Origin of the sequence: Trinickia terrae (genome assembly GCF_005144415.1) — a bacterium.
Taxonomy (GTDB): domain Bacteria; phylum Pseudomonadota; class Gammaproteobacteria; order Burkholderiales; family Burkholderiaceae; genus Trinickia_A; species Trinickia_A terrae.
Genome location: NZ_SWJE01000025.1, coordinates 21,544 through 35,719 on the forward strand (window position 1 = coordinate 21,544; position 14,176 = coordinate 35,719).

At 65.3% G+C, this 14,176-nt stretch carries 12 protein-coding genes; 7 read left to right on the forward strand and 5 right to left on the reverse strand.

What is annotated here, in order from left to right; genetic code table 11:
- Nucleotides 1-96: 96 nt before the first annotated feature.
- Nucleotides 97-2,367, reverse strand: coding sequence for an NADP-dependent malic enzyme (locus FAZ69_RS31055; RefSeq protein ID WP_136898957.1), 2,271 nt, complete (start codon nt 2,365-2,367; stop codon nt 97-99).
- 507 nt (nt 2,368-2,874) lie between these two features.
- On the opposite strand from FAZ69_RS31055, the gene FAZ69_RS31060 reads away from it, so the two are divergent.
- Nucleotides 2,875-3,561, forward strand: coding sequence for an orotate phosphoribosyltransferase (locus tag FAZ69_RS31060; RefSeq protein ID WP_136898959.1), 687 nt, complete (start codon nt 2,875-2,877; stop codon nt 3,559-3,561).
- A 121-nt stretch (nt 3,562-3,682) separates the two neighbouring features.
- Here the strand turns inward: FAZ69_RS31060 and FAZ69_RS31065 are convergent, their stop codons facing one another.
- On the reverse strand, nt 3,683-4,354 hold the full coding sequence (locus FAZ69_RS31065; RefSeq protein WP_136898961.1) for a response regulator: 672 nt from the start codon (nt 4,352-4,354) through the stop codon (nt 3,683-3,685).
- A gap of 276 nt (nt 4,355-4,630) precedes the next feature.
- Here FAZ69_RS31065 and FAZ69_RS31070 point away from each other — a divergent pair, with 276 nt between their 5' ends.
- Together FAZ69_RS31070 and argC are read left to right on the forward strand one after the other, a co-directional pair.
- Nucleotides 4,631-5,233: a YbhB/YbcL family Raf kinase inhibitor-like protein gene (locus tag FAZ69_RS31070; protein WP_136898963.1), complete on the forward strand. Its 603-nt coding sequence runs from the start codon at nt 4,631-4,633 to the stop codon at nt 5,231-5,233.
- A gap of 247 nt (nt 5,234-5,480) precedes the next feature.
- Nucleotides 5,481-6,428 (forward strand): N-acetyl-gamma-glutamyl-phosphate reductase, encoded by a 948-nt coding sequence (gene argC, locus FAZ69_RS31075; protein WP_136898965.1) that lies wholly within the window; start codon nt 5,481-5,483, stop codon nt 6,426-6,428.
- Between the two features lie 432 nt (nt 6,429-6,860).
- Here argC and FAZ69_RS31080 read toward each other — a convergent pair whose 3' ends face one another.
- Nucleotides 6,861-7,226, reverse strand: coding sequence for a response regulator (locus tag FAZ69_RS31080; protein ID WP_136898967.1), 366 nt, complete (start codon nt 7,224-7,226; stop codon nt 6,861-6,863).
- Nucleotides 7,227-7,881: 655 nt separating this feature from the next.
- Between FAZ69_RS31080 and FAZ69_RS31085 the strand changes: the two genes are divergently transcribed.
- Nucleotides 7,882-8,331: a DUF2844 domain-containing protein gene (locus tag FAZ69_RS31085; RefSeq protein ID WP_439654816.1), complete on the forward strand. Its 450-nt coding sequence runs from the start codon at nt 7,882-7,884 to the stop codon at nt 8,329-8,331.
- A 10-nt stretch (nt 8,332-8,341) separates the two neighbouring features.
- A complete protein-coding gene (locus FAZ69_RS31090) occupies nt 8,342-9,607 on the forward strand; it encodes a DUF3443 domain-containing protein (RefSeq protein ID WP_136898971.1) in 1,266 nt (421 codons plus the stop codon).
- A gap of 111 nt (nt 9,608-9,718) precedes the next feature.
- On the opposite strand, the gene FAZ69_RS31095 is transcribed toward FAZ69_RS31090, so the two are convergent.
- Both FAZ69_RS31095 and FAZ69_RS31100 read right to left on the reverse strand, forming a co-directional pair.
- Complete coding sequence (locus FAZ69_RS31095) at nt 9,719-10,366, reverse strand: LysE family translocator (protein ID WP_136898973.1); 648 nt, start codon at nt 10,364-10,366, stop codon at nt 9,719-9,721.
- A gap of 75 nt (nt 10,367-10,441) precedes the next feature.
- Nucleotides 10,442-11,311 (reverse strand): NAD(P)-dependent oxidoreductase, encoded by an 870-nt coding sequence (locus FAZ69_RS31100; protein WP_136898975.1) that lies wholly within the window; start codon nt 11,309-11,311, stop codon nt 10,442-10,444.
- A gap of 174 nt (nt 11,312-11,485) precedes the next feature.
- On the opposite strand from FAZ69_RS31100, the gene FAZ69_RS31105 reads away from it, so the two are divergent.
- Both FAZ69_RS31105 and FAZ69_RS31110 read left to right on the forward strand, forming a co-directional pair.
- On the forward strand, nt 11,486-12,259 hold the full coding sequence (locus tag FAZ69_RS31105) for a Mut7-C RNAse domain-containing protein (RefSeq protein ID WP_136898977.1): 774 nt from the start codon (nt 11,486-11,488) through the stop codon (nt 12,257-12,259).
- A gap of 85 nt (nt 12,260-12,344) precedes the next feature.
- Nucleotides 12,345-14,141 (forward strand): IlvD/Edd family dehydratase, encoded by a 1,797-nt coding sequence (locus FAZ69_RS31110; protein ID WP_136898979.1) that lies wholly within the window; start codon nt 12,345-12,347, stop codon nt 14,139-14,141.
- Nucleotides 14,142-14,176 lie beyond the last annotated feature (35 nt).

Sequence of the window (14,176 nt, forward strand, 5' to 3'; positions counted from 1 at the left end):
AAAACGCCACGAAACTCTCGTTTCGTGGCGTTCATTTCCAGCAATCAAACGCTACCGCCATGCAGCGGCGCGTCGATTTACATCAGCATCGGCCCATCACCCAACCTGCGCGTTCGCCGCTGCAACAGCCGTCATATTGATGATGCGGCGTACCGTCGCCGCCGGCGTCAGGATATGCACCGGCTTGGCCGCACCCAGCAGGACCGGTCCCACCGTCACCCCCTCGCCTCCGATCATCTTCAGCAGGTTGTAGGTAATGTTTGCCGCCTCGACGTTCGGCATGATGAGGAGGTTCGCCTCGCCGTGCAGCGTCGTGCCCGGGAACGCCTGCTTGCGGACAGCTTCCGACAGCGCCGCATCGCCATGCATCTCGCCGTCCACTTCGAGCTGCGGCGCGCGCGCCGCGATCAGCTCGCGCGCCTCGGCCATCCGCCGCGACGACGCCGACGGCGCGCTGCCGAAGTTCGAATTCGACAGCAGCGCGATCTTCGGCGCCACGCCGAACTTCTCGACTTCGCTCGCGGCCAGGATCGCCATCTCGGCGAGTTGCTCGGCGCTCGGCGTCTCGTTGACGTAGGTGTCGCAGATGAACAGGTTGCGCCCCGGCAGCATCAGCAGGTTCATCGCCGCGAAATGCTCGGCGTTCGACGCGCGGCCGAGCACCTGGTCGATGAACTTCAGATGGCTGTGGTAGGTGTCGATCAAGCCGCAGATCATGCCGTCCGCGTCGCCCAGCTTCACGAGAATCGCGCCGATCAGCGTGTTGAATTTGCGCATCGCGGCCTTCGCGACCTCCGGCGTCACACCGTCGCGCGCACCCAGTTCGTGATACGCCTGCCAGCACTTCTGGTAGCGCGGGTCGTCTTCGGGATTCACGATCTCGAAATCCTCGCCGCACTTGAGCTTCGAGCCCATCTTCTTCAAGCGCATCTCGACGACCGCCGGACGGCCGACGATGATCGGCTTCGCAATCTTCTCGGTCAGCACGAATTGCGCTGCGCGCAGCACGCGCTCGTCCTCGCCTTCCGCGAACACGATGCGCGCCCCCTTCTGCTTCGCCGACGCGAACACCGGGCGCATCACCATGCCGGTGCGGTAGACCGTCGCGCCGAGCTGCTCGCGGTAGGCGTCCATGTCGAGGATCGGGCGCGTCGCGACGCCCGAATCCATCGCCGCCTGCGCCACGGCCGGCGCGATCTTGATGATGAGGCGCGGGTCGAACGGCTTCGGAATCAGATACTCGGGACCGAATTCGAGCGTGTGGCCTTCATAGGCCTTCGCGACTTCGTCGCCCTGGTCGGTTTCCTCGGCGAGCTCGGCAATCGCGCGCACGCAGGCGAGCTTCATCTCTTCCGTGATCGTCGTCGCGCCGACGTCGAGCGCGCCGCGGAAGATGAACGGGAAGCACAGCACGTTGTTGACCTGGTTCGGATAGTCCGAACGGCCCGTCGCAATGATCGCGTCCGGGCGCACCTTCTTCGCTTCCTCCGGGCGGATTTCCGGCTCGGGGTTCGCGAGCGCGAGAATCAGCGGCTTGTCGGCCATCTCCTTGACCATCTCGGGCTTCAGCACGCCCGCGCTCGAGCAGCCGAGGAACACGTCAGCCTGCTTGATCGCGTCGCCGAGCGTGCGCGCATCGGTGTTCGCCGCGTAGCGCTCCTTCGACGGATCGAGGCCGCCCCGGCCCTCATAGATCACGCCCTTCGAATCGGCGACGAGCACGTTCTTCTTCGACAGGCCCAGGTTCACGAGCAGGTCCAGGCACGCGATAGCCGCCGCGCCCGCGCCCGAGCAAACGAGCTTCACGCTGCCGAGATCCTTGCCGACCACCTTCAGGCCGTTCAGGATCGCCGCCGACGCGATGATCGCCGTGCCGTGCTGGTCGTCGTGGAAAACGGGGATCTTCATGCGCTCGCGCAGCTTCTTCTCGATGTAGAAGCACTCGGGCGCCTTGATGTCCTCGAGATTGATGCCGCCGAGCGTGGGCTCGAGCATCGCGATCGCGTCGACGAGCTTGTCGGGATCGGATTCGGAGAGCTCGATATCGAACACGTCGATGCCGGCGAACTTCTTGAAGAGACAGCCCTTGCCTTCCATCACCGGCTTCGCGGCCAACGGGCCGATGTTGCCGAGGCCGAGCACCGCGGTGCCGTTCGTGATCACGCCGACCAGGTTGCCGCGCGACGTGTACTTCTGCGCGTCGAGCGGATCGGCATGAATCGCCTCGCACGCGGCGGCCACGCCGGGCGAGTACGCAAGAGACAGATCGAGCTGGTTCGACAGCGGCTTGGTGGGCGTCACCGAAATCTTGCCGGGTTTCGGGTTCTGGTGGTACGCGAGAGCGCTTTGCTTCAGTTGTTCGTCCATGTTTTGGCCTGCGAGACGTTATGAATAGGGCCCAGCACTGCGCTACGAGCCGCGTTGGCGAATTCCGGTCGGAGGGTCGGCGGCAGCGGCTCTTCTGCGCGCCGGTTGGGCGCGGCATCGAGCCTTGGCGGTGGCAAGACAGCGCAGTACATTTTTCAGGGGGAGTTAGTGTACACCCCCTAATCCCAAATTCGTGCGGCATGGCGAGCGGCGGCAAGCCGCGACAGACGGGCGGCCGCGATGCTGCAAGGCAGCATGACGGACCTCGCGGCTGCGCCCGGACGCATGCGCCGACCCGGGGCGTCGACCAGCCGGCATAAGGGCAGGCCGGTCCGCTCAAGGGGTCCCAAGTCGGGTAAAATGTCGGCCTACGCGCGCAGCAAACCGGCCGCTTGACAGTCTTGCGCGGCCCGCGCCCGGCCCATCGCGGCTCCGGACGCATTGACCAGCGCCGCCCGGGCTACGCGCCCGCCTCTCTTGCTTTGCTATCACCCAAGGATTCGCCCCATGACAGGCATCGATCGCCAAACGATCTCCGACACGACCGCCAAGATCCTGCTCGAAGTGCAGGCGGTGCACTTCAACGCCGAAAAGCCGTACATCTTCACGTCCGGCTGGGCGAGCCCCGTTTATATCGATTGCCGCAAGCTGATTTCCTATCCGCGCGTGCGCCGCGGCCTGATGGAGATGGCCGAAGCGACGATCCTGCGCGACGTCGGCTTCGAGCAGATCGACGCCGTCGCGGGCGGCGAAACCGCCGGCATCCCGTTCGCGGCCTGGATCGCCGACCGCCTGATGCTGCCGATGCAATACGTGCGCAAGAAGCCGAAGGGTTTCGGCCGCAATGCGCAGATCGAAGGCAACCTGGAAGAGGGCTCGCGCGTGCTGCTCGTCGAGGACCTGACCACCGACAGCCGCAGCAAGATCAACTTCATCAACGCGCTGCGCACGGCCGGCGCGAAGGTGAACCACTGCTTCGTGCTGTTCCACTACAACATCTTCAAGGAGAGCGTCTCGGTGCTGAAGGACATCGACGTCGACCTGCACGCGCTCGCCACGTGGTGGGACGTGCTGCGCGTCGCGAAGGCGTCGGGCTACTTCGACACCAACACGCTCGACGAAGTCGAGAAGTTCCTGCACGCTCCGGCCGAGTGGTCGGCCGCGCACGGCGGCGCCACGGCGGCGCCGCAGTAAGGCCGGGCACGCGGCGATCGAGGTTTCGTTGACCGCACGAAAGCAAAAGCCGCCTGTCGTCGCGACAGGCGGCTTTTTTTCACCGCACGTTCCCCAGCCCGCAAGCCGAGCGTCCTTCAACTCACTCGGGGGCGTTGGACGACAGGTTCATCAACCCGTTGCTCTGCGCGTATTGGAACAGCTCCGAGTCGCGCTCGAGCCCGAGCTTGCGCATCGCCATGTTCTTTTGCGTACTGATGGTCTTGATGCTGCGATTGAGCTGCGTCGAAATTTCCTTGATGGTCATCCCGGACACGAAGAGCCGCACGACTTCGAGCTCGCGCCGCGACAAGATCACGTCCTCGGTCTTGCCGCCGGCGTTGATGCGCAGCGTGTCGAGCGAGGTCCGCACCGACGGGCTCGAGTACGGCAGGTCGCGCATCACATGGCGGATCGCCAGGCCGATATGGGCAAGGTCGTCCGACTTGTTGACGACCGCGATCACGCCGATCTCGCCGAGCCGCTTCAAGAGCGCCGCGTTCTCGAGCATCGTCAGCACGACGATGCGCAGGCTAGGGAAGTGGCGCAGGATGTAGCTGATGAGCGGCAAGCCGTCGCCATACTGGCCGCCCGGCATCGCGAGATCGGTCACCAGCACGTCGCAAGGCACCGTCTGCAGGATCTTGACGAGCTCGGTCGATTGACGTGCCTGCGCCACCACCTGGACATCCGGAAATTTCATCAGCGCCTGCTCGGCCCCCAGCAAAATCACCGGATGGTCGTCCGCTACGACCACTTTCATTCGATGTTGCATTGGCTTCCGTCCGGATATTGCGCTTTCCGATAATTCGTTCATGCAAACCGTTATTTATTTGTGTTCGTGACGCCGACCGGCCTGTGCCGGGCTGTCGGCATCCCTAACAGCCCCCCGAAATGGCCGAGACCCAGTACCGCGCATCTCGTCGCGGTAATCCCGATAACCACCGCGCACCCCTAATGTTAGACTTGAATCCATGTCCGGGCACATTATTGGGACACTAATCGTTCAAAGAAAACCTTGAAGCATCGCCCCTGACAGGAGAGTCGGCACATGCGCAAGCGTTGCCAGATCGTTCCACCCACTTCGCTTCCCCCCCGCCTGCCTTATCTGGCGCTCACGCTCCTGAGCGCCGCCATCATAATCGCCAACGGCCCCGGCGCGCTCGCAGAAGACGCCTTTTCCGTGACCAGTATCGACCTTCGGCCCGGCAGCACGGTGCCGCAAGCCCTGGTCTTCGACCAGGGCGACTGTAAAGGCGGCAACCGGTCGCCCCAGCTTTCATGGCGTGACGCGCCGGCCGGCACCCGCAGTTTCGCAGTGACGATGTTCGACCCGGACTCGCCCGGCCCCGGTTGGTGGCACTGGGCCGTGGCCGGCATCCCCGCCAACGTTCGTCAACTGCCCGCCAACGCGAGCGCATCGGGCTATCTGAAAAAGCTCGGCGCCGTCGAAGCGCGCAACGACTTCGACACCGACGGCTACGGCGGCCCGTGTCCCCCGCCCGGCAAGCCTCACCGCTATGTGATCACCGTCTATGCGCTCGACACCGCCGATCTGCGGCTTGCGTCCGGCCGGCCCGCGATGATGTTCGACCACGAGATCGGCACGGCCGCGCTAGGTTCGGCGCGGCTCGTCGTCAACTACGGACGTTGACGGACCTGTCCACGCCGCGCACACCGCTCGGCCCTTGACGAAAGCGCCGCATGGCGCGGCGAATCGGCCTCGAACGACGAGCAACCGCCCGGGAACTGCCGGCATTTGTGTCATATCTGCGTCATTTGACCGATGCAACGTGTTTTTTGGACATGTCCGTACGCACGCGCCGCCGTCCGGTCTTAAAATCACGGATTCCGCGGGCGAGCGCCCATCTGGTGAATTCAGTCAGTAGAGCGAGATAGAGATGAGCACGAAGGTTTTTGTCGACGGACAGGAAGGGACAACCGGCCTGAAGATTTTCGAGTACTTGTCGCAGCGCAACGACGTGGAGATCCTGCGTATCGACGAAGCGAAGCGCAAGGACGTCGACGAGCGGCGCCGGCTCATCAACGCGTCCGACGTCACGTTCCTGTGCCTGCCCGATGTCGCGTCGCGCGAATCGGCCTCGTTCGTCGAGAACGACCGCACCGTCATGATCGATGCGAGCACCGCGTTTCGCACCGACGCCGACTGGGCCTACGGCCTGCCCGAGTTGGCGCGCGCCCAGCGCGAGCGCCTGCGCACGGCCAAGCGCATCGCGGTGCCGGGCTGCCACGCGTCGGCATTCGTGCTCGCGATGCGGCCGCTCGTCGGCGCCGGCGTGGTGTCGCCCGAGTTCGCCGCACACAGCTATTCGATCACCGGCTATAGCGGTGGCGGCAAGAAAATGATTGCGGACTACGAAGCAGGCGGCAACGCCAAGCTCATGAGCCCGCGCCCCTATGCGCTCGGCCTCACGCACAAGCACCTGCCGGAGATGGCCGCGCACACCGGCCTGAAGTCGGCACCGATTTTCACGCCGATCGTCGGCAGCTTCTACAAGGGCCTCGCCGTCACGACCTACTTCTCGCCGGGCGACCTCGCGAAGCGCGTGCGTCCGCAAGACGTGCAGGCGATCTTCGCCGAATACTATGCGGGCGAAGCGTTCGTGCGCGTCGCGCCGTTCGATGCAGAAGACAGCCTCGATGCCGGCTTCTTCGACGTCCAGGCGAACAACGACACCAACCGCGTCGACCTGTTCGTGTTCGGCAACGAGGAGCGCTTCGTCACCGTCGCGCGGCTCGACAACCTCGGCAAGGGCGCGTCGGGTGCTGCGATCCAGTGCATGAACCTCAGCATCGGGGCCGCCGAAGACACCGGCCTGAATCGCTGAGCGCGATTCCGTTCGCCCAGCAAAGCCGGCTCGATCGAGCCGGCTTTTTTATTTCAACGCCCCTCGCCATCGCTTTAAATCTCCAATATCACGCAATATGAATTACATAATTTAAAATCCAATAGAAATTCAATACAGATCGGCAATTCATTCCGCCGTTTCGCAGGCGGAATTGAAAGCGGACCCGCTCATCACGTTCGTCGCGCTTTCGTACAAGTTTTGAAGAGCTTTGCATGGGACTCAAGTAAGCGCTAAAGCGCTAACTTGGGTCGACACGAAAAAAAAGCCCGCCTAGGTTGGCGGGCTGAATCCATATCAGAGGAGACATGGAGGAGACAGTTCCTACTATAGCAAACCCTGTGATGCAGTGCAACATCCCTCGATTCGCCCGGCGGTTGCGTTGCATTTACGCAACAAGCGAGAATCAAGCGCTCATTCATACGCCATCGACAAGATGAAGCTCAACTGATCCAGCCCCACCGGTTTCACCAGATGCACGTCGAAGCCCGCCGCCAGCGCCATGTCCCAGTGCTGCGGCTGCCCCCACCCGGTCAGCGCGATCAGCAGCAGCGAGCGCGCCGCCGCCATGCCGCGCAACTCGCGCGAGGCGGCCAAGCCGTCGAGCTCGGGACCGCCGAGGTCGAGAATCGCGACATCCGGCCAGCGCTGCCGTGCGATGTTGAGCGCATCGGCCGCCGTATGCGCGAGGAGCACGTCGTAACCCATCTCCTCGACGAGGTTGGCGAGACCGGCCAGCGCGCCGTCGTCGCGATCGGCAATCAATATGGTCTTATGCACCCCAGTCTCCCGATGTGTTTCCTGCGTGGCCCAGGCAGCCGGGCGCCGCCCAAAAGCCAGTTCTCCCAACGTGCCGGCAAGTTTCGTGTCCGCTTCGTTTCTCCCTTTGATCGGTTCCATGCCGATTAGATTTCATTTTTCCGCAACAATCTGATGGCCTCCGAGCAGGCCGCGCCGCATTCACCACATCTTTTCCTGTGAATCGCACTCCGAACTGTTGTCTGAAACGCCGGTTTGCGCAAGGCTTTTCAGCGGTCGATTAAAAGAAAATCGTTTTCCATCGGGTCGGAAACTTTTTTCCCGATTCATTTCGCATAACCCGCTCACCAGTTCGATTCAAACGCCCGCCCCCTCCACAAAAACGCGTCAACGCCCCGCGCCATCGGTGCTCGAACGTCGGGTCTCGAACAGTCCGCATTGATCGAACCCCTCAAATTAGGACGCAAACGATTGCGGGCAACAGAGAAATTGTGTCGTCCGCTCACTAAAGTTCCGCTCCGCCGTTCCGTAGACGCAGGCAAGCAGTTCAACAGAGTCCGTTCCGTAGCGGCAGTAGCAAGGAAAGCCGTATGCGAAGGATGTTTTGCCGTTCTTCGCTTGCGCGTCGTCAAGGCTCGCAAGCGGCTTTCACCGCAAAGGAAGTTTCGTGAAACCGATTTTCGATACGAGCGTTGCGCGCGCAATGCTCGGGGCAGCGCTCGTCTATACGCCGCTCGCTTATGGGTCCCTCGGCCAAGCCGTCAGCTCCGTCGCGAACGACGAAGTGTCGATGCACGCAGTCAGTCACGTGAGCGTCGGGCAGCCGGCCTATTCCATTCATACGATTACGCTGCCGTCCGGCACCGTGGTGCGCGAGTACGTCGCGTCAAGCGGCCTGGTGTTCGGCGTCGCCTGGGACGGCCCGACGCTGCCGGACCTCAAGGCCACGCTCGGCGCCGCGTTCAATCGCTATGCCGCGGCCAACGCGACGCGCAACGGCAATCCGCTCGCGGTATCCGCAGACGACCTCGTCGTGTATTCGGGCGGGCATCTGCGCGCCTTCGCCGGACACGCCTATCTGCCGGCGGCGCTGCCGGCCGGCGTCGATGCCGGCGTCATTCAGTGAAGGAGCGAACATGCGCAACCTTGCTTCGCTCTCTTCGCTCTGCCGTCTCGCGCTTGCGGGCGTCTGCGCCGTCGCGATGCTCGCCGCGTGCGGCGGTGGCGGCGGATCTTCAAGCGCCGCCGCGTCGGTGAACAACACCTCGACGTCGAGCAGCAGCACCACCAGCACGGTCGCCAATGCGGCCAACGTCGCGACGATCAGCGTCGACAGCGGCATCTCGAACATTCCGAACATGCCGTTCGTCAGCGTCACGGTTTGCGCGCCCGGCACCGGCAATTGCCAGACGATCGATCACGTGCTCGTCGATACCGGCTCGTGGGGTTTGCGCGTCTTCGCATCGCAATTGCCAGCCTCGGTCGCGCTGGCGCAGGAAAAGGACACGACCGGCAACGCGCTCGCCGAATGCATGCAGTTCTTCGACGGCTACACCTGGGGCGCCGTGCGGATCGCCGACGTGAAGATCTCGGGAGAAACGGCGGCATCGCTGCCGATCCAGGTGATCGACCCGAACTACGCGGCCGTACCCTCCAGCTGCTCGAGCACCGGCGCCGCCCGCAACACTCCGGGCACGCTGGCGGCGAACGGCATCCTCGGGATCGGCGTCTTCAAGCACGATTGCGGCGCGGCCTGCGCGACGCAGGCGCTCGCGGGGACGTACTACGCATGCAGCGGAACCAACTGCACATCGCTCGCCGTCGCCGAATCGCTGCAGGTCGCCAACCCGATCCCCTACTTCTCGACCGACAACAACGGCGCCATCGTCAGCTTGCCGGCCGTCGCAGCGGGCGGCGCGGCGTCGGTCACGGGGCAGTTGATCTTCGGCATCGGCACACAGAGCAACAACGGGCTCGGCTCGGCGCAGGTGATCGCCACCAGCGCATCGACCGGCGATTTCACGACCGTGCAGAACGGCACGACCTATACGCGCAGCCTGATCGACAGCGGCTCCACCGGGATCTTCTTCGTCAGCAGCCAGATGCCCCAGTGCGCGAGCCCGAACAGCGCCTACTACTGCCCCGCATCGACCGAGCAATTCAGCGCGATGAACGAAGGCACGAACGGCGTGACCAGCTCGGTGTCATTCACCGTCGGCAACGCCACGACGATCGCGCAGACGGAAAGCGGCGAGGCCGCGCTGCCGCTGCTCGCAGGGCCAGCGTTCGTTGCCTCGACGGTATTCGACTGGGGATTGCCGTTCTTCTACGGCCGCAATGTCTACGCCGCGATCGAACAGCAATCGACGCCCGGCGGCAGCGGCCCGTACTACGCGTATTGAACGCGCATCGCTGCGGGCTTGGAGTAAGCGCTGAAGCGCTAACTCTGATCGACATAGAGAAGGGAGCGCGGCCGGCGCTCCCTTTTTCCGCGCTCGCTTGCAGCGGCGCTATCAGTGCCGCACAAGCGCCATCATCGCGCCGAAGCCGACGAACACACCGCCCGTCAGGCGATTGAACGCCTTCGCGACGCTGCGGCTCTTCAGCGTCGCGCCGATGCGCAGGCCGAAGCCCGCGTACACGAGATACCAGCTCACCTCGATCACGGCGAACGTCACGACGAGAATGCCGAACTGCGGCAGCTTCGGCGCCGCTTCGTTGATGAACTGAGGCAGCAGCGCAGCCGCGAACAGGATCGCCTTCGGGTTGCTGCTCGCGACCAGGAAGCCGTTGCGAAACAGCGTCGCGGGCGAGCGGACGGGCTTCGCGAGGGTGTTGCCGGCTTCGTCGGCCGCCGTTTCGGCGGGCTCGGCGTCGACGTTCGCGCGCCACGCCTTCACGCCGAGGTAGACAAGGTAGGCAGCGCCGATCAGGCGCAGCGCATTGAACATTGCCGGCCAGGCTTCGAGGAACACGCCGAGCCCCGCTGCGGAAACCGACAGCATCAGCACCAGCGCCGACAGACACCCGGCCATCGTCGCGCTCGAGCGGCGCAGGCCGTGCTGCGCGCCATGCGTCATGACGAGCAGCATGTTGGGGCCGGGAATGGCGGAAACGACGAAAACGGTGGCGACGTAAAGCCACCAGGTGTGCAGGCTCATGGCAATCCCAAGGGATAGTCGAAATGGGTCGGAGAGTGTTCGATTATGCCTGCGCACGCCGTCGCGTGGTGTGCATTACCTCGCTGCCCGCCTCGCCGCCACTTGTCCCAGCACCGCGAAGTCCTTGTCGCCGTCGCCGTGCGCGATGGCGTCGAGCAGGCTGTCGCGCACCACGCTCGCCACCGGCAGCGGCGTCGACGCCGCCTCGCCCGCCGCCAGCGCCAGCCGCACGTCCTTGAGGCCGAGGCTCGCCTTGAAGAGCGCCGGCTCGTAGCGCCCTTCGGCGATCAGCTTGCCGTAGCCCTGGTACACCGGCCCCGGAAACACGCTGCTCGTGATCACGTCGAGAAAATCCGTCATCGCGACGCCGTAGCCGGAAAGCAGCGCCGACGCTTCGCCGAGCGTCTCCACCGCCGAGGCCAGCGTGAAGTTCGCCGCCAGCTTCACGACGTTCGCGTGCTGCGGCAGCGAGCCAAGGCGCCAGGTCTTCTGGCCGATCGCGTCGAATATCGGCTGCACGCGGTCGATCGCCTCGGCCGGGCCCGCGGCCATGATCGTCAGCTTCGCCGCGGCCGCCACATCGGGCCGCCCCATCACCGGCGCCGCCACATAGTGCAGCCCGCGCGAGGCGTGCTCGTGCGCAAGCTCCTCCGCGCAGGCGACCGAAATCGTCGCGAGGTTCACGTGGATCAGGCCGCGCGGCGCGTGCTCGAGCAGCCCGGCATCGAAGATCGCGCGCGCCGCCGCGTCGTCGGCGAGCATCGACAGCACGGCATCGCCCGCAAACGCATGAGCCGGCGTCTCGACCATCTGAGCCCCGAGCTCCACGAGCGCGCGGGCGCGCTCCGCCGTGCGGTTCCACACGCGGACCTGGTGCCCCGCCTTCAGCAGATTGGCCACCATCGCCACGCCCATATTGCCCAGACCGATAAAACCGATATCCATGAATTGCTCCTTCGTCGCAAAGAACCATCGAGTAGAGCACAAGCGCGTGAAGCTTGCTGGCGGCGAGGCTTGCAGGATTACAAAAGGCTGCAGCCGTTCTGCCGCACGGAACGGGCCACGATACGCCCCGCAAAGCGTCCGGCGCACTGCGCGCCTTGGTGCCATACTGATTCGATGGCATCCGTCACCGCGACTTTCCGCTTCTACGAAGAGCTGAACGACTTCATCGCCCGGCCGCTGCGCAGGCGGTCGTTCAGTTGCGCGTGCCCGCCCGCCGCCACCGCCAAACATATGATCGAAGCGCTCGGCGTGCCGCACACCGAGGTCGAGCTGATCCTCGTGAACGGCGAGTCGGCGGGCTTCGAGCGGATTCTCGAAGACGGCGACCGCGTCGCGGTCTATCCGAAATTCGAGGCGCTCGACATCCGCCCGCTCCTGCGCGTGCGGGCCGCGCCGCTGCGCGTGATCCGCTTCGTCGCCGACGCGCATCTCGGCGGTCTCGCGCAACTGCTGCGGCTCGCCGGTTTCGACACGCTTTACGACAACCACTTCGCCGATGCCGCCATCGAGGCGCTTGCGTCGGCCGAAGGACGCATCGTGCTCACGCGCGACCGCGAGCTGCTGAAGCGCCGCACCATCACGCACGGCTGCTATGTGCGCGCGCTCAAGCCCGAGGCGCAGCTGCGCGAAATCTTCGGCCGCCTGGATCTGGCGGGCAGCGCGCAGCCGTTCCGGCTGTGCCTGACCTGCAACGCGCCGCTGCGGCGCATCGCGAAGGACGAGGCGGCGGGCCGCGCGCCCGCAGGCGTGCTCGAGCGGCACTCGCAATTCGTCACCTGCGACATCTGCCGGCGCGTCTTCTGGGAGGGCTCGCACTGGCGGCGCATGCGCGCGCTGATGGACGCCGTCGTCGACGGCGCCGCGCCCGCTCCGGGAAGCGCACAATGACAGCTCGGCCGGCGGCGCGGCATGCACGCCGCCGGCGCCCGCGCCACGCCATCGAACATCGAGCCAAACACCGGAGACACCCACCATGCGCCATCGCCCGGATTCCGATCAGCCTCGCCGCCTGCGCAGCCGCCGCTGGTTCGACGATCCGTCCAACCCCGGCATGACGGCGCTCTATCTCGAGCGCTACATGAACTACGGCATCACGCGCGAGGAACTCCAGTCGGGCAAGCCGATCGTCGGCATCGCCCAGACCGGATCGGACCTCGCACCGTGCAACCGCCACCACCTTGAGCTTGCCCAGCGCGTGCGCGACGGCATCCGCGACGCGGGCGGCATCCCGCTCGAGTTCCCCGTCCATCCGATCCAGGAGACCGGCAAACGCCCCACCGCCGCGCTCGACCGCAATCTCGCCTACCTCGGGCTCGTCGAGATCCTGCATGGCTATCCGCTCGACGGCGTGGTCCTCACCACGGGCTGCGACAAGACCACGCCCGCCTGCCTGATGGCCGCGGCCACCGTCAACATCCCGGCGATCGTGCTCTCGGGCGGGCCGATGCTCGACGGCTGGTGGCACGGCAAGCTCGCGGGCTCGGGCACCGTCATCTGGCATGCGCGCAAGCAGCTCGCGGCCGGCGAGATCGATTACGCGCAGTTCATGGACATGGTCGCGTCGTCGGCGCCGTCGGCGGGACACTGCAACACGATGGGCACCGCGCTCTCGATGAATTCGCTCGCCGAAGCGCTCGGCATGTCGCTGCCGGGCTGCGCCGCGATTCCCGCGCCCTACCGCGAGCGCGGGCAGATGGCCTACGCGACCGGCAAGCGCATCGTCGGCATGATCCACGAGAACCTGCGTCCGTCGGACATCATGACCAAGGGCGCGTTCGAGAACGCAGTCGTCGCCGCGGCGGCGCTCGGCGGCTCGTCGAACTGCCCGATCCACATGATTGCGATCGCGCGCCACATGGGCGTCGAGCACACGCTCGACGACTGGCAGCGGCTCGGGCCGGAGGTGCCGCTCCTCGTCGATTGCCAGCCGGCCGGGCGTTTTCTCGGCGAGGCGTTCCATCGAGCGGGTGGCGTGCCCGCCGTGATGAAGGAGCTGCTCGACGCGGGCAAGCTCGACGGCAGCGTGCGCACGGTGACCGGGCGCACGCTCGCGGAAGATCTCGCCGATGTCGCCGAGCCGGATCGCGAAGTGATCCGCCGTTATCGCGAACCGCTCAAGGAAGCGGCGGGCTACGTGGTGATGTCGGGCAACCTGTTCGACAGCGCGGTGATGAAGATCAGCGTGATCGATCAGGCGTTCCGCAAGCGCTTCCTCTCGGACGCCGGGCATCCCGGCGTCTTCGAAGGGCGCGCCGTCGTGTTCGAAGGGCCGGAGGATTATCACGAGCGCATCGAAGACCCGGAGCTCGGCGTCGACGCGCAGTCGGTGCTCGTGATCCGCAATTGCGGGCCGGTCGGCTATCCGGGCGGCGCGGAGGTCGTCAACATGCAGCCGCCCGCCGCGCTCATCAAGCAAGGCATCGATACGCTGCCGACCATCGGCGACGGCCGCCAGAGCGGCACGTCGGCGAGCCCGTCGATCCTGAACGTGTCGCCCGAGGCGGCGGTGGGCGGCAACCTCGCGCTGCTCAAGACCGGCGACAAGATCCGCATCGACCTGCGAAAGCGCCAAGTCGACGTGATGATTTCCGCGGAGGAACTCGCCGAGCGCCGCGCCGCGTGGACACCGCCGCTCCTGCAGCACAAGACGCCGTGGGAGGAGATCTACCGCAGCATGGTCGGCCAGCATGCGACGGGCGCCTGCCTCGAGCACGCGACGCTCTATCTGAACGTCATCGAGACACGCGGCGAGTCGCGCCACAATCATTGACCTCCACGGAAGCGGCCGGCGCGCACTGCGTACAA